Origin of the sequence: Paenibacillus sp. FSL R5-0713 (assembly GCF_037973325.1) — a bacterium.
Lineage (GTDB): Bacteria > Bacillota > Bacilli > Paenibacillales > Paenibacillaceae > Paenibacillus.
This window is the reverse complement of sequence record NZ_CP150229.1, coordinates 2,801,550-2,820,982: the sequence shown is the minus strand read 5'-3', so window position 1 is coordinate 2,820,982 and position 19,433 is coordinate 2,801,550. Positions and strand designations below refer to the sequence as shown.

Sequence of the window (19,433 nt, the reverse complement as noted above, 5' to 3'; positions counted from 1 at the left end):
GCTCTTGTTCGTTCTTTTAATCAAAGAATCCGTATCGTTAACTCAACGTCTGATCCATCTGACGCTTCCTGCCCCGACTGACCATTAGGAAATAAATCAGCAAGGCACCGAGATCCGCACACGCGATAACGATTCCCATTGGCACAGCTGTACCTTCTCCTCCGAGACCAACTAGCGGAGCGACAATGCCACCGAACAGGAACGTCATCACACCAATAAGCGCAGACGCACTTCCTGCCGACTTCTCCTGATTGGCCATCGCCAGAGCGAAGGACGCAGTATTGACCAGTCCAACACTGGATACCACCAAAAATAACGGAATCAGTACAGAGATTAGATTACCTCCCGCCAGAATGGCGATGAGCAGTGATGTGCCTCCCAGGGCCGCGGTTAGCAGCCCCGCGATTAACAGGCGGGTTTCAGATACCTTACCTGCAAGTCTGCCGGCAACCTGACTGGCCAGAATAATGCCAAGCCCGTTGATGGCAAAGCAGATACTAAACATTTGCGGGGATACCCCATATATTTTCTGAAGTACAAACGGTGAACCGGATATGTAGGCAAACATACCAGCCGCTACGAAACCCTGGGTCAACGCATAACCCATAAACTGACGATCGCCTGCGATTTGACGAAACGTAATCAACGTCTGTTTCAATCCCCCGCTTGATCTGCGGTTGGAGGGCAATGTCTCTCCAAGGCCGAAAATAACAGCCAACAGCGTCAATATACCGATGAGGCTAAGCAAAATAAATACGCCACGCCACGACGTATATGTCAACAATTGTCCACCAATGATCGGTGCAGCAATTGGGGCTACGCCGTTAATCAGCATTAACAGGGAAAAGAACCGTGTAAGTTCCGGGCCTGAATATACGTCTCTGACGATTGCGCGCGAGATGACAATCCCAGCCGCTCCAGCTACACCCTGAATGAACCGCAGCACAACAAAAGAGCCCATCGTAGGGCTAACCAAGCAGAGTATGGAAGCTATAGTATAGAGCATAAGTCCTGCAATGAGCGGTGTTCGCCGACCACGTACATCACTTAGAGGTCCGGCAAGCAGCTGCCCCACCGCAAGTCCAATCATACACGCCGTCAGACTGAGTTGAGCATAGGAGGTCGATGAACCGAACTCATCAGCCAGTGTAGGTAATGCGGGTAAATACATATCCAGGGACAACGGCCCGAAGGCCGACAGCGTCCCCAGAATTAAAGCCATCCGTACACGGGATGTGGGATTCGTGTTCAATGAAGCTATTGTACTTTTCATCGAGTACTACTCCCCGCTACCCAGCAGTTTGAGCAAGTTGGACGGCAGTGTGAACTGTTGGTTGTTAATAATGATACGGCGCAGTTCTTCTTCATCCCGCTCGTTCTCGGCGTCCTTAATCTCCTGAATTTCCCGGTGAAGTCGTTCCATCTGTTGATCCAGTGCATTGGCGGAGTCTGCCGCACTCTTTAGCTCTCTCGTCAAATGCTCGGGAACATCCTTATTATATTTATAAAAAATCTTATGCTCTAGACTCGCCCAGAAATCCATCGCAATCGTACGAATCTGAATCTCCACACATGCTCGTTCCTCGCCATTGGACATGTACACAGGCACTTCCACCAGGAGGTGAAGGCTTTGGTAGCCATTTGGCTTCGGATTCTCGATGTAGTCTTTGACCTCCAGTACACGCAGATCGCTCTGGTTGCACAGCATATCCTTAATGCGATAAATGTCCGAGATAAAGGAACATGTAATCCGTACCCCGGCGATATCCTTGATATTTTGCTTGATGCTCTCAAACGTTAACTCATGATTTTTGCGGAACATCTTGTTCATAATGCTCTCAGGAGATTTCAGTCTGGACTTTGTATGCTCAATTGGACTGTAATCATGCAGAGACTGGAATTCTTCCTTCAATACTTCAATTTTGGTCTCCATTTGATCCAGAGCAAATTTATAGATCATCATAAATCTCGTAATTTCATATTTAAATTTCTTGAATTGATCGATTGGATGTGGAGCATTCATCATGGCTTTCTTCCTTTCTTTCTGCACACTAAAGTTAGTTTTATGAATATGAGGACAAGCGGTCAATCCACATGTCTCCTGAACCATTATAAATCATCTGAAGCCAATAAACGAATTTCTCACCTTCGGGATGGCGATTTAGCTTGGAAGGTATGGGAAATTATTAAACGAGCATCATATAGAAGCATCCCTGTCAAAGGGCCGTTCATTTGCCGTTCATGACTAATAAAAGAGGTGAATCACCCTGCTCTATCAAGTGACGTATTCATCCGATACACTTCGGGTTAAAGCTTATTTATTCTTGCCACGAGGTTGTTCATTACCTCATATTACGACATATGAATCTTCTTATCCCCGCTCTGTCTCATCTGCCTTTCCGGACTTCACTTCCACACTTAATTCTCTACATCTGCAACCACTCGCCAGCGACTACCCTGCTGCAAACATACCTGATATCGCACACCCACAGGAACAGTGGCCAGCGCTGATCTATTGTCGCGGCGGACTTGGCAGCTATGGCGGGGTAAATACCGTTTGGCTTGAGCAGTTTGTACAACAAGGTTATATCGTGTTCGCCCCATCCTATCGTGGCAACGAAGGTGGTGAAGGTCGTGACGAGTACGGCGGAAAAGATGCCGAAGATGTGCATGCTGCTTATCGGTTGATACAGCGTTTACCTTTTGTCGACCCGAAACGGATATCATTAATGGGGTTCTCGCGTGGGGCCATTAATGCTGTACATACGGCAACTGCCTACAATGATGGACCGGATAAAGTACATAAATTAGTTCTTTGGAGCGGTGTTTCCGATGTGGAACGCACTTACCATGAGCGAACCGATCTGAGGCGCACATTGAAGCGGGTATTAGGTGGTTCCCCCCGCGCAGCTCCGGAAGCGTACCTCGCCCGTTCTCCCTTATCCAAAGCGAACAAACTATCTTGTCCGGTGCTGATCATGCATGGTACATCGGATACACAGGTGAATTATAGCCATGGAACCCGAATGTATCACTGGCTTAAGCGCCGAGGTGCAAACGTCACATTCCACGCTTATGGCGGGCAGGATCATCATTTTCACGAGAAAATACATGAATCTGCGGTAAACAATATGTTTGATTGGCTCGCTGCACCTTAGCCAGCGCTATGAATTTCATTTTGAAGAAGCATGGGTTATGGCTGTATACTGGATGGGCTACGTTTCTTTTGAAAGGACGGATAGAATGAATCAAAGTACCCTCCAAAAATACGCCATGCTGCTTCTCTGTATGTCTGCCGGAATGGTGGATCTGATCGGATATCTGGGACTGGGGCATGTGCTGACAGCCAACATGACAGGAAATATTGTTTTATTGGGTATTGCCATTGCCCGAGCTCAGGAATTTGTTGTGCTCCGGTCACTGCTTGCTCTCATTGGTTTTATTGCGGGCAATGCCATTGCAGCACATATGGTTGGACCTGTGCAGACCAAAAATGGCTGGTCTACTAAGGTTACCGCCGTATTTACAGTTGAAAGCATATTGCTCCTTCTGTTTGCAATCGCCATGATTAGCCCATTTTCAGAACAACTGTCCTACCTGTTAATTGTCATCCTGGCCGTAGCCATGGGAATGCAAACAACTGCGGCACGTCGAATCGGAATTGCTGGCATCTCAACAACCGTGCTAACCAATAATCTGGCCGCTGTGGTTGAGGACACCGTAATCATTCTTAAAAGACTGCGTCATGCTAATATTCGATCGTTAGTCACAGCCCTGTCTACAGACGCCTACCTTCGTGCAGGTGCTGTTGTCATCTATTTGGTCGGTGTCATTGCAGCCGCACTGCTATTCCACCGTGTGCCCATGATCGCAGTCTGGATTCCCGTCCTGATCATTGGCGGTGTAACCCTGTACGCCCGATTACACGCATGGGGAACTTCACAACAAAGTGAAGACCAATAGTCGAAAAAGGATTCGCTTGTGGTAGATTGTTTCCTTTGAACACATTTTCCAATCGCACTATTCATTTCATCAATGCAGCTTCTTGCCGAATAAACTTGACCAGATGCTGTGCAGCAGGTGACAACACTTCCCCTGCTCGTGTACATACGGCAACCGTATTTCTCAGCTGTACTCCTCGAACGAACACACGTGCTAGCTTACCTTGCCGCACATCTTCCTTCACAACCAAAGAAGATATAAAGTTGGCTCCATAACCTGCCTTCACCGCACTGATCGTTTCATTCAGCCCGTTGAACTGAAGCGCAATGCGGGGAGCGGCCAGGTTATTGGTTGTGCATAGGGACACGAGTCGCTCACGTGTAGCACTGCCTTCTTCGCGCATGATGAACGGTTCTGCCATCATCTCTTGCAGCTCAATTTCTTTGCCCGCATACGGATGGTCTGGGTGCACAACAAACCACATCTCATCGTCAAACAATTCGTCCCATTGGACACCCACATGTGTAATACCACTCCCACCATACACTGCAATCTCTGCCTCATAGCGAAGTAACTGGTCAAATGCCATCCGGGTGTTGGTTGTGCTCACAACAATCTCCACATCCTCGTGCATTTGCTTGAACCGCGCAATCCAGGCCGGCAACAGAAAATTCGAAGGCAAATAGGTTGCTGTAAGACGGATCAGTCCTTTCTTACCCTCCCGAAAATCCTGCACAAAATTCTCGACATCCTGCTCCAGCAAGAATAGACGTTCTGCATAACCTGTTAATTGTACCCCCGCATCTGTAAGCACCAGCCTTCTCCCCTCCGAAACAAAAAGCTGAATTCCCAATTCACGTTCAAACTTTTTCACCTGGGAAGATACAGCAGGCTGACTAATATTCAGTTCCTCTGCGGCACGAGTGACCCCGCCATATCTCACGATGGCATGAAATAATCGTAATCCATGCAGATTCATGTGTTACACCTCTTCCATACCAAATACATAACTTAAATTTATATTAACATACATAATATATATTTTATTTATACAATTACTCCAGCTATAGTTGAATTATGAAATCCAATACAAGAACCAAGGAAGGAACATTGAAGATGAAAAATACAAATACAACCGATCTCCAGCATACCTGGACCCAAGTCGATGACTACATGAACGATCTGCTGATCCCCTCCGATTCCCTGCTGGAGCAAACATTGCAAACCAATGCCGAAGCTGGACTGCCCGCTCATGACGTAACACCCAATCAAGGAAAGTTACTCCAGCTTCTGCTGCAAATCCAAGGCGCATCCCGTGTACTTGAAATCGGCACATTAGGGGGCTATAGTACCATCTGGATGGCAAGAGCGCTGCCGGAACACGGAGTTATCGTCTCCCTTGAATCGGAATCACGCCATGCGGACTTGGCGCGAACCAATATCACACGTGCAGGACTTATGCACAAAGTTGATCTGAGAGTTGGTCCTGCCCTGACCACCCTTCCCGATGTTCAGGAAGAATACAGGGAACCGTTTGATATGATCTTCATCGATGCTGACAAACCGAGTAATCCCGATTATCTGAGATGGGCCCTGCGACTGACTCGACCGGGAAGTCTTATTATTGGTGACAATATCGTCAGAGACGGTGAAGTGATCCGCACGGACAGCACGGACCCCAGAGTTCAAGGCGTTCGATCATTCCTGCAGTTAATCGCGGATCACCCCCGGCTTGAAGCTACAGCACTGCAAACGGTGGGAAGCAAAGGTTACGATGGTTTCGTCATTGCTCGTGTGTTGGATAACCCTGAACCAAAATAAACAGTGGTCAATTCTTCCGCAAATTCCCCTTTCCTGTTAAACTGGAATGACTGCACAGGCAGACTGGAGGGAACCACTTGAGAGTTTTACAACAGATTCATGCTGAAATTCGCGGCTGGTCCCGCAATATTCAACTTTTTTTCCTGGCAAGCATTCTGTATCAGATCGGAAATGGCATGTTCTCTGTCTTGTACAATCTGTACATTCAGGGGCTGGGTTATAATGATACAATGAACGGCCAGATCGTAAGTATTCAATCACTCGCAACAGCCATTATGTTTGTTCCTATCGGTCTATGTGGTGATCTGTTCAGTCGCAAGCGGCTGCTCATTACCGGGGCGTTGTTCAGCGGAATCTTCCTGATCGGACGCTCCTTCGATTATTCAGCTACAGGACTGATCTGGTTCGCGGTATTTTCCGGCCTTTTCGCTGGTGTATTCCAAGTACTGGCCATTCCTTATCTAGCGGAAAACGTCAAGAAAAGCCAGCGGCTGAAGATGTTCAGTTATTATTCATCCCTTGTGCTTGCTTCCCAGGTGCTTGGTAGCCTAGGTGGCGGTGTATTCGCAGATTTGTTACATACGGCAGGACTCGCCAAAGTGACGGGACTTCAGACGGTATTATTTGTTGGTGGTGCAGCAACACTCGCTGCATTCATTCCACTGTTATTTGTAACCGAGGACAAGGCCGTCCCGCAGACAACCACTTCGGCGCAATCTGATCTTCAACCCAATGCAGATCTTAAAGAACGTTTGACAAATACCGTAAGCACAAATGATTCAGTCACCAAGAAAAAAGATTCCCGACTGATTGGTCAGTTTGTAGTCACCCAGTTATTAATCGGATTAGGTTCAGGACTGGTTGTCCCATACCTAAATCTGTATTTCACCAATCGCTTCTCGGTATCTCTGAGTGGCATGAGTCTGCTGATCGCACTTGGTCAGATTATGACGATAGTATCCATGCTAATTGGTCCTACCCTGGCCGCAAGGGTCGGGAGTGTACGAGCCGTAGTCATTTTCCAGGTTATGTCGCTGCCCTTCCTTCTATTAACAGGTTTCACCAACCTGCTGTTCATCGCTTCACTGAGTTTCTTATTCAGACAAGCGTTGATGAATGCAGCCAATCCCATTCATTCAGCCATCCTGGTGGATCGCATCTCGGACAAGCGCCGCGGGATCGCCAATTCACTGATGCAGACAGCTTTCATGATTGGATGGGCTACCATGGGCCCTGTTCAATCCCATCTGGTCACCACATACGGAACGTACTGGGGTTACGCGATCACATTCAGCATCACAGGCAGTTTATATGTCATTTCATCATTGATGTACTACGTAATGTTCAGAGAACCCAAGCCTTCGGCTGCCTCTCTCGCAAGAGAAGCATGAACTGGACAATAACAGCCTGATTGTTCCCATGCCAAAGAGAGTACCCTCTTGATATCACATCCTGCGGATACTCTCTTTTATTTGTACAGACTTCACTTCAGCGACATTAGGCATGTTCGATCATAAGCAAAATAACGACTTATGAATAAATTCGATTGTACATCCAGCCCACAATGCCTACCGTAACTGCCGTTGCCCCAATAATAAATGCATAATACCCCATCTTGCTCTTGGACCCTGAAGTCTGATGGTCATAATAATCCGAGTTACGTCGGTAAAAGCCCATCCATAACTCTCCGATCATATTCACAACAACCAATACAAAACGTTTAACAAGCCCCATTGTATTCGCATCTCCTCTCCAGATCTACCTTCTTCCATATTAAGTATAATTATCCTATTTAATTAAAACAAGCCACTCAAACGACTTTCGGTGCAATGACGGTCGGTGCAGTTTCTTGCTCCAACCAGGTTAGAATATCAAATGCTTCCTGATCGGTGCTACCGCACATCTCTTCCTCAGCCTGCAATCCACTGCATACGGCAGGTCGCTCTTTTTGGCCAAAAATTCCGCAGCGATTATCATCTGTAAGCTGCACACAACGTACACCTGCCGGCTTGCCATGAGCCATGCCCGGTATCGGTGATGATATGGAAATCGCGATACAACATGCGGCACAGCCTGTCCTGCATTCCATACGTATTCCCTCCTAATTTCAATACTTATAGTACTTACAATACATGTTCAAAAAGACCGGTTTTCAATATCAATGAGTATTGGATGAAGCAATAATCTCTTATATTGAACGATTTATCCAGGTCCAGGTTCGTGCAAGCCCCTGCGCGATTCTCCGATTCATGCTTCGATTGGAAAAATACCCCCCATGACTTAGCGGGTTCCAACTCATAGCTACGCCGCCAGAGTTCACCTCAATGTCTTCTTTGACCGCTTTCTCATAAGCCGGATCAATGGGGCGTAATGGATAACCCAGAATATCATCCCGATCGTAGAAGTTCACCCACTCCCCTTCCAGTCCGGCATAATACTGATTCACCTGGGCAGAGGGCACCTGAATTGGGCAACTAAAGTCATGGTAACGCAAACTCCATAAAGGCAGGGTTGTACCAAACGAGTAAAAATTAGTAAGCGTATCCCCCCGCTCCAACGCCGAGCTCACATCCACAACCTCAGGAATACGACTGGACGGATATTGCAGATCATAGAAGAAGTTACTCGCGATTACGGCACCCAAACTATGGGCAACTACACAGAGCGGAGCTTCTGGTCCGTTACGCTGTGCAAGGGTATGCATCGCCTGATTCAACGTTCGATGTACGGCATCATAGTTATGGCCTTGATTTTCCACAGGTTGATATGCAACCGCGTCAGCCAGGTAATGGATGACAAATCGTCGCAGCGTCTGGTAATTCAATCCCGGAGAGCTGACGAGCTGTTGAAACAACATCTCTTCCCGCTCCTCAAATACATCCGCCCAATATACGGGCTCAATATCCAGCATCTGTTTGGAGGCTCCAGGCAAGACCATCACCTTGTCCAATTCCTTATGCAAAGAAGTAATCAGCTTGTCCGCGTACCCATCCTTCCGCATACCCAGCCCATGAATGACCATCACCGCAATACGTGTCATGGCTCTCCTCCTCATCGATCGCTAGGATCTCTTACTCCACCATATGAACGCCACCACTCGAACATGCCTGAAGCTTGTTTTATTAGAAAACATACTATATAAAATGAGCTAAAGAATATTTACACTGCACACTCCGATGACAGAACAACCTTCCGATGTAGCTTTCTTGCAGAAAGCTTGCAGGCGAAGCGTATGCTTTCGAAGCAGCTTTCTTTCAGAAAGCTTTTAGCTCCGCTTCTTCAGGTCCCTTCTGTCCACTCCGTTTTGTGTAAATGTTTAGTTCAATCTATATAGGAACCTGTATTTCAAAAATGTGATTCTTCCATTATATATACAGTTTACCATGATCAGAATGAAAATAACTCACAAAAAGGAGCTGCACATCACGCAGCCCCTTCATGTTGTTATATTTAATTAACCTTTCAGATGGACCTTCAACACACCATTCTGATTGGATGTAACATCACCTGTTGTGACTTCCACCCGTTCAACCATATCTTGGCCATCTGGAATGATAATCGGTGTAATCAGCGGGTATCCCGCATCTTCAATGACCTTACGATCAAATTCCAACAACTTTTGCCCAGCTTTTACATGCTCGCCAGCTTCGACATGCATATTGAAACCTTCACCCTTGAGGGATACCGTATTAATCCCGACATGGATCAGAACTTGTAGTCCACTCGCGTGTTCAAGAATCACGGCATGTTTACTCTTGATCACATGAGCGACTTGAGCATCGAACGGAGCTACGACCAGGTTGCCGGAAGGCTCAATGGCTACACCTTCACCCATCTGTTTCTCGGCAAAAGCCGGATCAGGTACTTGCTCCAGTGACACGGCCTGGCCTGTTAATGGTGCCATAATTTCAAGCGTATTTACTGCTTCGTCCCCTACTTGAGCTGCACTACGTGTGCGCTGGTTTGGTTCAGTTTTGGCAGTGGAAGAGGTAACCGCCGAAGCAGATTGCGATGTAGCCGCTGTAGGCTCAGCATCCGTTCCGTTGCTTGCATTACGATCTTCTTTTCTCAGTTTGGCTCTGCCAAAAAGGACCGTCAGTACAAACGGTACCACCAAGACGATCGCCATGCCGATGAAGAAGACGCCCCACTTGTTCGGGAAAATCGACAGGAAGCCCGGTACACCACCTACACCGATGGAAGTTGCCTGAACATTATTGATCGTCAGCAGCACACCACCAATTGCGGAACCAACCATACCAAAGATAAACGGATAACGGTAACGGATATTTACTCCGAAGATCGCCGGCTCAGTAACCCCGAGGAAGGCCGACACCGAGGATGTTGCCGCAAGTCCTCTCATTTTCTTCTCACGCAGGACAAGCATCATCGCAAGTGCCGCTGAACCTTGTGCGATATTAGACAATGCCAGCATCGGCCACAGGAACGTACCGCCCTGACTACCAATGAGCTGAACATCCACCGCGAGGAATGTGTGATGCATACCGGTGATGACGAGCAGAGCATATAGACCACCGTAGATCAGACCACCCAGCGCCGCGTATGAATCGTATACATAGATCAAGCCGGATGTAATTGCATTCGCAATGGCGAATGTAACCGGTCCAATAATCGTAAATGCCAGGAATCCGGTAATCAGCAATGTAACTGGTGCAACGACCAGCAGTTTAATGGAATCATGAACTCTTTTGTTCAGGAAAATTTCCATCTTCGCAAGCAGATAGGCCGATACCAGTACCGGCAGAACCTGCCCTTGGTAACCGATCTTCTCAATCTCCCAACCAAACAAATTCCATGTTGGTACTGTGCCATTATTCACGGCATCAGCATAACCGTATGCACTCAGCAGATCGGGATGTACCAGAATGAGACCAAGCACGATCCCGAGCAGCGGACTGCCGCCGAACCTTTTTACAGCTGCCCATCCAATGAGAGCCGGCAGGAACGTGAAGGCTGTACTTGCAATCGTATTAATAATGGACGCAAGATCTTTCCAGGCTGGGTAGACATCCACCAGTGATTTTCCATCAAAGAAAATACCTGGACCTGTCAGAATGTTATTAATCCCGAGCAAAAGACCTGCCGTGATGATCGCTGGCAAGATTGGAATGAAAATATCCGAGAGTGTTTTAATCGCTCGCTGAATTGGATTTTGCTTTTTACCAGCAACCGCCTTCACATCATCCTTGGAAGAACGATCTCCACCGGTAATCTGAATCATCTCATCATAGACCTTATCCACTAGACCAGGCCCAATAACGACCTGGAATTGTCCCTGGGAAGAGAATTGTCCTTTAACCAGATCATTCTGATCCAGGCTATCGGTATCTACTTTACTCTCATCATACAAGGCAAACCGGAGTCGTGTAACACAGTGTGTTGCAGCTTCAATATTCTCTTTGCCGCCGACTGCCCGGACGATCTCCTCAACCTGTTTTTTATCAATTGCCATAGTGTCACTTCCTATTTATAAAATATGATTAGTCCTGTTGTGGTACAAGCCACATATAGGATGCATACGGACTGAGCAAGATTTCCTGCGTCAGAGCAGGAGCCGCCTCTGTATTACCAATGAGTAATTCAGCTGATTTGCCTGCAATGTGATCATTCCAGACCACTTCCGGAAGCGAGAATGTGACGTCCCGTTTACTGAAGTTGGATACCACAATCAGGGTTTCACTTCCATTGGTCCGTGCGTATGCGAATACATCCGGGTGAGCATCGTCCAAACGTTCATAGAGACCGTCGATCAGCACGTTTACCTGTTTACGCAGGGCAATCAATTTGCGGTAATGGTAGTAGATCGAATCCGGGTCAGCCAGCTGCTGTTCCACGTGAATGGAAGGATATCGCTCATCCACCTTCAGCCAAGGTGTTCCCGTAGTAAAGCCAGCGTTCTGACTTCCATTCCACTGCATCGGTGTGCGGGAGTTGTCCCGGGAACGCTCCTTCACGATCTCGAACGCTTCCTCCGCTGATTTCCCTCGTTCTTCCTGAAGCAAGCGGTACATGTTCGTCGATTCGATATCGCGGAACTCGCTAACGTCATTCCAGACTGGATTCGGCATTCCGATCTCTTCACCCTGGTATACATAAGGCGTACCTTGCATTCCGTGTATCGTTGTCGCGAGCATCTTGGCACTCTCGGCACGATAGTCACCATCATCAGCGAATCGGGACAGTGCTCGCGGCTGATCATGGTTATTCAGGAACAGCGCGTTCCAGCCTCCACCGGCCTGCATGCCTGTCTGCCACTCACTGAAGAGCTGCTTCATCGCTTCAAAATCATACGGCATCAGTTCCCACTTCTGACCATTCGGATAATCCACTTTCAGGTGATGGAAGTTAAACGTCATTGAAAACTCCCGGGAAGCCGGGTTCGAATATTGGATACAATGTTCCAGTGTTGTGGAGGACATTTCTCCTACGGTCACCATGTTGTACGGTCCGAATACTTCGTCGTACATCTCGGTGATATATTCATGTACACGCGGTCCATCCGTGTAGTACTTGCGTCCATCACCAGGTGATACGCTGCCATCGTCATCCGGGAAACGCTGATCTTTGGAGATTAGGTTGATCACGTCCATACGGAAACCATCTACACCCTTTTCAGCCCAAAACTTAATCATATCCCGTACTGCTTTGCGCACTTCCTCATTCTCCCAATTCAGATCTGCCTGCGTTTTATCAAATAAAGTCAGGAAATATTGTCCCGTCTGTTCATCATACTGCCAAGCAGGTCCACCGAACTTGGATTGCCAGTTGTTCGGCACACCGCCATCCGGGGCAGGATCTTTCCAAATATAATAATCGCGATACGGATTATCCTTGGAAGAGCGGGATTGCTGGAACCACTCATGATCGGTCGAAGAGTGATTCACCACGATATCAATCATCAGTTTCATATCGCGAGCCTTCAGACCTTTCAACAGCTCGTCAAAATCCTCCATCGTCCCATAATCCGGATTAATCCGGTAATAGTCCGCTACGTCATATCCATTATCATGTTGCGGGGATACATATACCGGCTGCAGCCACACAATATCGATACCCAGATGCTGCAAATAATCAAGCTTCTCGGTTAATCCACGAATATCTCCGGTACCCGATCCGGTTGTATCATTAAAACTCTTCGGATAGACCTGATACACCGTTGATGTCTTCCACCAAGATGACGGAGTTGTATTGTTAGAACTCATGTTAACGCCTCCAATAAATTGTAATGCTCTCATGTGATGTTCTCGGTTAACTTCATATCTATATTACATAACTAAACATGTATATACAAGTTGAAACTATAATATGGTTATTCTTCGCCTCTTCTACACATTCCCCATAAACCTTTCCTCTGTAACATTTATTTTGGAATCAGCGTTCGTGAACTCCATGATATCTGTATTGGTACAAAAAAAAACCGTCTGTTCTCCCCACAAGTGGTGTGGGCAACAGACGGTATATCTTGGTTGAACTTGGTTGAACTTTTTAAATGTACTCTGCTGTTTTTTTACTTTTGTAATGGATTGTTATCATAGGGTCGCTGTCACTTGACTTCATCACCACAGCGGAGCCACGCCTCTTATGACATCTCTGGTGAAACGGAAGCTTTCCCCTGTTTGTCCTGCAGATTCAACTTCAGTAAGGAGAGCGCAGCTTGTTCTTCTCTTTCCAGTTCAGCAGCACTGATCTCCCCAGAGAGCACGGCACGCATTCGCTTTTGATCCAACAAACCTTCCCATTTTGCAACCACGAATGCTGCAACACAGTTGCCCATCAGGTTTGTGAAAACACGCATTGTATCCATAAAACGGTCTGCACCAAGCAGCAGAGCAACCGCTGCTACCGGAAAAGCATTGACGGCTACTGCCGTTGCGGACAGGGCCAGAAATGCGGAGCCAGGTACTCCTGCCATACCTTTGGAACTTAACATTAACACCAGCAGAATCGTAATCTGCTGCATCAATGTCAGTTCAATCCCTACGGCTTGAGCTACAAATACCGTTGCCAATGATAAATAGATTGAAGCGCCATCCAGATTGAACGAGTACCCCGTCGGCACCACAAGACCCACAACCGCACGATCGCATCCCGCCTTGGTTAGTTTGTCCATCATTCGTGGCATCACCACTTCCGATGATCCTGTTCCAATCGCCAGCATAACTTCAGCACGGGTATACTTCACAAATTGCAGGAAATTCAGCCCGGTGATCCACCAGGCAGCGAGTGCCAACATGATGAGAAACAACAGCGCTGCACCGTAACAGGCCAGAATCAACAGACCAAAGGACGACAATGTGGAAGCCCCATAGGCACCTACCGTATAGGCCATGGCTCCAAATGCACCAATCGGCGCAAGTTTCATGATATAACCGATGATGCGGAACACAATGCCGAGCAAGTTCTCAATCAGCGTCAGTACATTTTCTTTTGCCTTACTCTCCGTTGCTGCCAGCGCAACCCCGAACAGGCAGGCTACGAGCAGTACTTGCAGAAGTGCATTCTGTGCGAAGGCATCCACAACACTTGTCGGAATAATATTCATAATAAAGTCTACCGTGTGCGGTAACTCGGAACCATTCGTTTTCGCTTCAATGCCACTCGCGTCTATGGTTGAAGGGTCTACGTTCATTCCTGCACCTGGGCGAAGCAGATTGGCTGTCCCCAATCCAAGCACCAACGCCACTGTAGTTGCAATCTCGAACCACACGATGGCTTTCAGTCCGATACGACCTACCGACTTCAGATCTCCGATCTTGGCAATGCCTGTGACAATCACCATGAATATCAATGGTGCGATGATCATTTTGATCAATTTGATGAACCCTGTCCCGAGCGGTTGCAGCAAGCTACCCAGATCCGGCCACAGGATGCCTACCCCAATCCCGATGATTACCGCGACAATAATTTGAAAAAAAAGTGATTTCACAAATGACATGAACGCTCCCCCTGTTTGCGGTCAATTCGGATTTCCGTTTGGTTTCCGTGTAACTTTTTATATCATTCCAAACCAGAGTTCAACAATGGAATTTCAATGTTTTTGTCATTTGTACCAACTCTATCGGTGAAAATTGAACCTGAAACCGAAAAAAGACGAATATCGCGTCAGTTATCTTGACGTGATATTCGTCTTTATCCAAAAATACAATTATTATTGAACAGGGGTTAAATGTGGTTTACAGGGTAAGAGAATCTCCCGGGGCCAACACACGCCCTTCCAACCCTTTTGCAGCCAGCTGTTGCACGAAGTGTTCCGCATCCTGACGAATCACCGGGAATGTATCATAATGAACCGGAATCGTCAGTTTGGCATTGAACCATTCGGCCGCTTGCAGCGCATCCTCAGGTCCCATGGTGAAATGTCCACCGATCGGCAAGAAAGCTACATCAATGTCATGACGATCACCAATCATTTTCATATCCCCGAAGAGACTCGTGTCTCCTGCATGCAAAATCGTTTTACCACCAATTGTAATGATATATCCAGCAGGCAAACCTGCATACATAATCCGTTGTTCTTCTTCCAGCACAATCCCGGAAGTATGGAATGCCTGAATCATTTTGGCTTGAGCAAAGCCAAGGTCCACCGTTCCGCCCATATTCATGCCGAGCGTATCCAGACCTTTCCAGGACATATATGTAGCCAATTCCACAATAGCCACAACTTTGGCGTTATTCGCTTTGGCGATAGGTTCAGCATCAAGGATGTGATCCATATGTGCATGTGTCAGCAATACAACATCGGTCTTGATATCTTCAGGCTTCGTGACGGCAAGCTCGTTGCCACGCAGGAAGGGATCAATGATCAGTGACTTTTCTTCTGTGCCCAGCTGTACACTGGAGTGACCATGGAACGTAATATTCAACAACTCGGATTCCTCCCGACATATGTTTTGATTATTTTGAAACCACTATTGATTATAAATCATAGCTCTTCACCAACGCAAAAATGGATAACTTCCGTCTCACTGCTTCCTACGATATACCCTTGCTTCATATGGTTGAAGCTGAATGGCACCTTCATCGGTAGAATAACGTCTGCTGACATTGCTGATGATCAGCTTGGCATGCTCCGCATCCCACCCTTCAGGCCACTCCATCTCAGGTTCATGCCCACGGAAATTCAAAATGACCAACATCTGCTCATCATCCAGCGTTCGTGTATAGGCATAGATATCCGGATCATCCGGCAGCAGTAGTTCATACGCGCCATAGATCAGCACTTTATGTTGTTTGCGAAGTGCAATCAGCTTTCTGTAATAATGCAAAATGGATTGTGGATCACTTTCGGCATCAGCTACGTTAATCTCAGGATAATTATCATTCACCTGTATCCAGGGCTGACCTTGAGTAAATCCAGCGTGTTCCGTATCATCCCATTGCATTGGCGTACGGGCATTATCGCGACTCTTCAGCCAAATCGCCTGCATGACTTCATGCTTAGACTTCCCTTGACCAATGTAATGATTATAATAATTTTTCGTCTCAATATCCCGGTATTGCTCGATATTCGGAAAAGCGACATTGGTCATGCCGATCTCTTCTCCCTGGTAGATATAAGGTGTTCCTTCAAGTGTAAGCATCCACGTGGCCAACATCTGAGCAGAACGCACTCGATATTTACCGTCATCACCAAAACGGGAGACTGGGCGTGGCTGATCATGGTTGCCCATATAATTGGCGTTCCAGCCTCTACCATGCAAAACCGTTTGCCACCGGCTCATGATTTCTTTGAGATCAGTCAATTTCCATTCCTTGTAGTTCCACTTACCAATTCCGGAAGATTTGGCATCGATGAACATATGCTCAAACTGGAATACCATATTAAGTTCATCACGATCAGTCCCCACATAAGCCAGCGCTTGCTCAGGCCCAAGTCCCGAAGTCTCGCCAACCGTCATAGGTCCGTATGGTTTCAGGATCATGTTATTCAGCTTTTTCAGAATCGAATGGACTTGTTCCAGGTTGGAAAAGAGCTGATATGCCGGAACCACTGGCAGATTGTCCGGATTGTGGGCACTTGGCAGACCCTCTGCCTTGGCGATATGCGCCACTGCATCGAAACGGAATCCGTCTACCCCTTTTTCCAGCCACCAATGAACCATCTCATACATCTCTTCCGCCATCTGCTCATTGTTCCAGTTGAGGTCGGGTTGCTGTTCCGAGTATAGATGAAGATAATACTCATTCGTTTCGGCATCATGCTTCCACACTGAACCTCCAAAATAGGATTCCCAATTATTCGGCACCTGGCCATTTTTGCCTGAACGCCAAATATAATAATCCCGCTTCGGATTCATCTTTGACGACCGCGATTCGGCAAACCAGGCATGTTCATCCGACGTATGATTCAACACCAGATCCATCATGATCTTGAGACCACGCTTATGTGCCTCTGCCAAGAGTCGATCAAAATCCTCCATCGTGCCATACTTTCGCAGAATGGCGTAATAATCACGTATGTCGTATCCGTTATCATGTCCTGGTGAATCGTAGATGGGACAGAGCCATATCACATCCACGCCCAAATTCTCCAAATAATCGAGCTTCTCACAGATCCCCTGCAAGTCGCCATACCCATCTCCGTCCGAATCGTTGAAGCTGTTCGGGTAAATCTGGTATACCACACTCTCTTTCCACCAAACGATATCGCCCACCTCGCTTTCATCTTTGTACTATATATAAATTGAACTAAAGGATATTTACACTGGACACTCCGATGACAGAACAACCTTCCAACCGCTGTTATCCCCAGATTTTATGAATTACCCCAATAAGGAGAAAATCCAGGTATAGCCTATGCTTCCGATGCAGCTTTCTTTCAGAAAGCTTTTAGGCGAACGCGTTCGCTTCTTCAGGTTATTTCTGTTCTCTCCGTTTCGTGTAAATGTTTAGTTCAATTTATATATATAATCTCTGTATACGATATAAATAAGCCGTTAATATGTTTTATCCGAAATGATTCCCTTGTAAACATATGAAAGGGTTCTTATGCAAAAAGACTCGGTCATGGACCGCGATCTGCGGCTCAATTCCGAGTCTTTCCTGGTGATAATAAGAATAGCTTAAATCCGGCGTAACCAATCCAGGCACCGACTGTGTTCAGAATAATGTCATCCACATCGAACGAACCTACACGTGTTATCAATTGGATGACTTCAACACCAAGCAGAAGCAAAACAACTGTGGATGTGAAGGTCAGGAACGAACGACACCTCCGAAACAACCAGGGAATCCAGATGCCCAGTGGAATGAACAATACAATATTGCCGAACAAATTCTTGACCCAGGCATCTGTATGGTACCTCTCCCTCTCCAATAGAAGTGGCCGAATGGTCTCAAAGGGGACGAGATTATATTGATAATACATGCCTTGCGTTCGTCCACTGACAAACAGTAAATTGCCCATGATCAATACGTATAACACTGCCATGAAACCAACCGTTGCAAGTATCCACTTGGAGTGGAGCCACGACTTTTCGTTCATTCCCTCTATCCTCCGACCTTGTTTTCCGCGAAGCGGTAGGTCTATTTTAACGGGATATAGATCTTCATGTCCAATTGTTCAGGAGTTGATTTCCAGACATCCGTCACTTCAAAGTCTGGTCCTTCCCTCCGTTCATAGTTCGACTGTGGCAGCCAACTGCCATAGATCATTTTCCTGATATCCTGCCCTGAGCCTTCCACGGTGAACTCTGCATACAATCCTCCCGGAATTTCAATCGAGGTAAAACCGGGTTCAAGCACCTGAGATGCTCCACTGCTCTCTTCACCCACAATAAAAGAAAATGCTCCATCCTCTTCAAAATGACAAGCCACACCATAAGCCATATCAGCGCGTGTCCTCTCCGGGATCGCCATGAATCTCTGTTCCACACCAAAATCGTGATAAAATCCAGGTATTTCAGCATAATGCTGATTGTCATTCAGGTTGGTCTTATATTCATAGCCGGCAATCCAGTTCGGTTCCCGTGTGACCAGACGGGGTGTGTTCATATGGAATGTTCCATTAAGCGAAGTTCGATAATCATTGAAATCAATGCTCTGTTGCATCTTCAAAAGAGACAACTGATCCGCTTCCAACTTGCGCAGCTTCGCGGGTGTCATTCCAAAGTAGGCTGAAAATGCACGGGTAAACGCCTCCTGAGATCGATAGCCAAAGTTCATCGCAATATCCAATATGCCTTCCGACGAGCCCCGCAGCATCCCGGCAGCTTCCGTTAATCTTCGTCTGCGCACATATTCCAGTACAGTGAATCCGGTGATCGCCTGAAATAAACGTTGAAAATGAAACGCCGAAAAGCTCGCAGCAGCAGACGTCTCTCTGATATTAAAATCATCCTGCAAATGCTGCTCCAAATACTCAATCGCAAGCTGAATTCGTGTGTAATGATCCATAACATCGTGTCCCCTATCTCATTCGAATTATCAAACGATTTCTTATGTAGTATGACTGAGAATCAGATCTTTTTTTTGATTTTGAGTGCGAACTTGTTCGATGAAAGATACGCGAGTTGCGGTTCTCTTCAAGTTGAATGATACTATGAAACACTGTATGCCAAAATCCCCTTGCTCTACAAGGAGATACCCCTACTCTGATTGATTAATCAGTGGAGATCACTCTTGTGAACAAGGGGACCTATTTGTCTAGA

17 protein-coding genes are annotated in these 19,433 nt (G+C 46.8%); 4 read left to right on the top strand and 13 right to left on the bottom strand.

All coding sequences use genetic code 11. The features are described 5' to 3' along the window. Positions 1-37: 37 nt before the first annotated feature. The gene (locus MKZ12_RS12905) at positions 38-1,273 is read right to left on the bottom strand and encodes a multidrug effflux MFS transporter (RefSeq protein WP_339242052.1); all 1,236 of its coding nucleotides are present in this window, start codon (positions 1,271-1,273) and stop codon (positions 38-40) included. Positions 1,274-1,279: 6 nt separating this feature from the next. Then, positions 1,280-2,023 (bottom strand): GTP pyrophosphokinase family protein, encoded by a 744-nt coding sequence (locus tag MKZ12_RS12900; RefSeq protein ID WP_062834047.1) that lies wholly within the window; start codon positions 2,021-2,023, stop codon positions 1,280-1,282. Positions 2,024-2,279: 256 nt separating this feature from the next. On the opposite strand from MKZ12_RS12900, the gene MKZ12_RS12895 reads away from it, so the two are divergent. Both MKZ12_RS12895 and MKZ12_RS12890 read left to right on the top strand, forming a co-directional pair. Next, on the top strand, positions 2,280-3,158 hold the full coding sequence (locus MKZ12_RS12895) for a prolyl oligopeptidase family serine peptidase (protein WP_339260745.1): 879 nt from the start codon (positions 2,280-2,282) through the stop codon (positions 3,156-3,158). Positions 3,159-3,243: 85 nt separating this feature from the next. Beyond that, complete coding sequence (locus MKZ12_RS12890) at positions 3,244-3,963, top strand: YoaK family protein (RefSeq protein ID WP_339260744.1); 720 nt, start codon at positions 3,244-3,246, stop codon at positions 3,961-3,963. A 61-nt stretch (positions 3,964-4,024) separates the two neighbouring features. Here MKZ12_RS12890 and MKZ12_RS12885 read toward each other — a convergent pair whose 3' ends face one another. Next, positions 4,025-4,921, bottom strand: coding sequence for a LysR family transcriptional regulator (locus tag MKZ12_RS12885; RefSeq protein WP_339260743.1), 897 nt, complete (start codon positions 4,919-4,921; stop codon positions 4,025-4,027). A gap of 137 nt (positions 4,922-5,058) precedes the next feature. Between MKZ12_RS12885 and MKZ12_RS12880 the strand changes: the two genes are divergently transcribed. Continuing rightward, complete coding sequence (locus MKZ12_RS12880; RefSeq protein ID WP_339260742.1) at positions 5,059-5,763, top strand: O-methyltransferase; 705 nt, start codon at positions 5,059-5,061, stop codon at positions 5,761-5,763. Between the two features lie 77 nt (positions 5,764-5,840). Further along, positions 5,841-7,154 carry an MFS transporter gene (locus MKZ12_RS12875; RefSeq protein ID WP_339260741.1) on the top strand — a complete coding sequence of 438 codons (1,314 nt, stop codon included), beginning with the start codon at positions 5,841-5,843 and terminating at the stop codon, positions 7,152-7,154. A gap of 139 nt (positions 7,155-7,293) precedes the next feature. On the opposite strand, the gene MKZ12_RS12870 is transcribed toward MKZ12_RS12875, so the two are convergent. The 10 genes from MKZ12_RS12870 to MKZ12_RS12825 form a co-directional block, all read right to left on the bottom strand. Then, positions 7,294-7,497: a hypothetical protein gene (locus MKZ12_RS12870; protein WP_339260740.1), complete on the bottom strand. Its 204-nt coding sequence runs from the start codon at positions 7,495-7,497 to the stop codon at positions 7,294-7,296. Between the two features lie 76 nt (positions 7,498-7,573). Then, positions 7,574-7,852, bottom strand: a complete 279-nt coding sequence (locus tag MKZ12_RS12865; protein WP_339242037.1) for a YkgJ family cysteine cluster protein — start codon at positions 7,850-7,852, stop codon at positions 7,574-7,576. 99 nt (positions 7,853-7,951) lie between these two features. Further along, positions 7,952-8,803 carry a chemotaxis protein gene (locus tag MKZ12_RS12860; RefSeq protein WP_339260739.1) on the bottom strand — a complete coding sequence of 284 codons (852 nt, stop codon included), beginning with the start codon at positions 8,801-8,803 and terminating at the stop codon, positions 7,952-7,954. Between the two features lie 414 nt (positions 8,804-9,217). Then, entirely contained in the window at positions 9,218-11,236 is a 2,019-nt protein-coding gene (treP, locus tag MKZ12_RS12855) for a PTS system trehalose-specific EIIBC component (protein WP_339260738.1), read from the bottom strand. 28 nt (positions 11,237-11,264) lie between these two features. Beyond that, entirely contained in the window at positions 11,265-12,986 is a 1,722-nt protein-coding gene (treC, locus tag MKZ12_RS12850) for an alpha,alpha-phosphotrehalase (protein ID WP_339260737.1), read from the bottom strand. 377 nt (positions 12,987-13,363) lie between these two features. Then, a complete protein-coding gene (gene dctA / locus MKZ12_RS12845) occupies positions 13,364-14,719 on the bottom strand; it encodes a C4-dicarboxylate transporter DctA (protein ID WP_339260736.1) in 1,356 nt (451 codons plus the stop codon). A 238-nt stretch (positions 14,720-14,957) separates the two neighbouring features. Next, positions 14,958-15,650, bottom strand: coding sequence for a metal-dependent hydrolase (locus MKZ12_RS12840; RefSeq protein ID WP_339242027.1), 693 nt, complete (start codon positions 15,648-15,650; stop codon positions 14,958-14,960). A gap of 96 nt (positions 15,651-15,746) precedes the next feature. After that, positions 15,747-17,438: an alpha-glucosidase gene (locus MKZ12_RS12835; RefSeq protein WP_339242026.1), complete on the bottom strand. Its 1,692-nt coding sequence runs from the start codon at positions 17,436-17,438 to the stop codon at positions 15,747-15,749. A gap of 371 nt (positions 17,439-17,809) precedes the next feature. Continuing rightward, positions 17,810-18,268, bottom strand: a complete 459-nt coding sequence (locus tag MKZ12_RS12830; protein WP_339260734.1) for a VanZ family protein — start codon at positions 18,266-18,268, stop codon at positions 17,810-17,812. Between the two features lie 41 nt (positions 18,269-18,309). Further along, the gene (locus MKZ12_RS12825) at positions 18,310-19,179 is read right to left on the bottom strand and encodes an AraC family transcriptional regulator (protein WP_339260733.1); all 870 of its coding nucleotides are present in this window, start codon (positions 19,177-19,179) and stop codon (positions 18,310-18,312) included. Positions 19,180-19,433: the final 254 nt, after the last annotated feature.

Excerpts from the sequence above, each read along its gene's own strand:
- MKZ12_RS12905 (WP_339242052.1), bottom strand. The coding sequence starts at position 1,273 with ATGAAAAGTACAATAGCTTCATTGAACACGAATCCCACATCCCGTGTA.
- MKZ12_RS12900 (WP_062834047.1), bottom strand. The coding sequence starts at position 2,023 with ATGAATGCTCCACATCCAATCGATCAATTCAAGAAATTTAAATATGAA.
- MKZ12_RS12890 (WP_339260744.1), top strand. The coding sequence starts at position 3,244 with ATGAATCAAAGTACCCTCCAAAAATACGCCATGCTGCTTCTCTGTATG.
- MKZ12_RS12885 (WP_339260743.1), bottom strand. The coding sequence starts at position 4,921 with ATGAATCTGCATGGATTACGATTATTTCATGCCATCGTGAGATATGGC.
- MKZ12_RS12880 (WP_339260742.1), top strand. The coding sequence starts at position 5,059 with ATGAAAAATACAAATACAACCGATCTCCAGCATACCTGGACCCAAGTC.
- MKZ12_RS12870 (WP_339260740.1), bottom strand. The coding sequence starts at position 7,497 with ATGGGGCTTGTTAAACGTTTTGTATTGGTTGTTGTGAATATGATCGGA.
- MKZ12_RS12865 (WP_339242037.1), bottom strand. The coding sequence starts at position 7,852 with ATGGAATGCAGGACAGGCTGTGCCGCATGTTGTATCGCGATTTCCATA.
- MKZ12_RS12860 (WP_339260739.1), bottom strand. The coding sequence starts at position 8,803 with ATGACACGTATTGCGGTGATGGTCATTCATGGGCTGGGTATGCGGAAG.
- treP (WP_339260738.1), bottom strand. The coding sequence starts at position 11,236 with ATGGCAATTGATAAAAAACAGGTTGAGGAGATCGTCCGGGCAGTCGGC.
- treC (WP_339260737.1), bottom strand. The coding sequence starts at position 12,986 with ATGAGTTCTAACAATACAACTCCGTCATCTTGGTGGAAGACATCAACG.
- dctA (WP_339260736.1), bottom strand. The coding sequence starts at position 14,719 with ATGTCATTTGTGAAATCACTTTTTTTTCAAATTATTGTCGCGGTAATC.
- MKZ12_RS12830 (WP_339260734.1), bottom strand. The coding sequence starts at position 18,268 with ATGAACGAAAAGTCGTGGCTCCACTCCAAGTGGATACTTGCAACGGTT.
- MKZ12_RS12825 (WP_339260733.1), bottom strand. The coding sequence starts at position 19,179 with ATGGATCATTACACACGAATTCAGCTTGCGATTGAGTATTTGGAGCAG.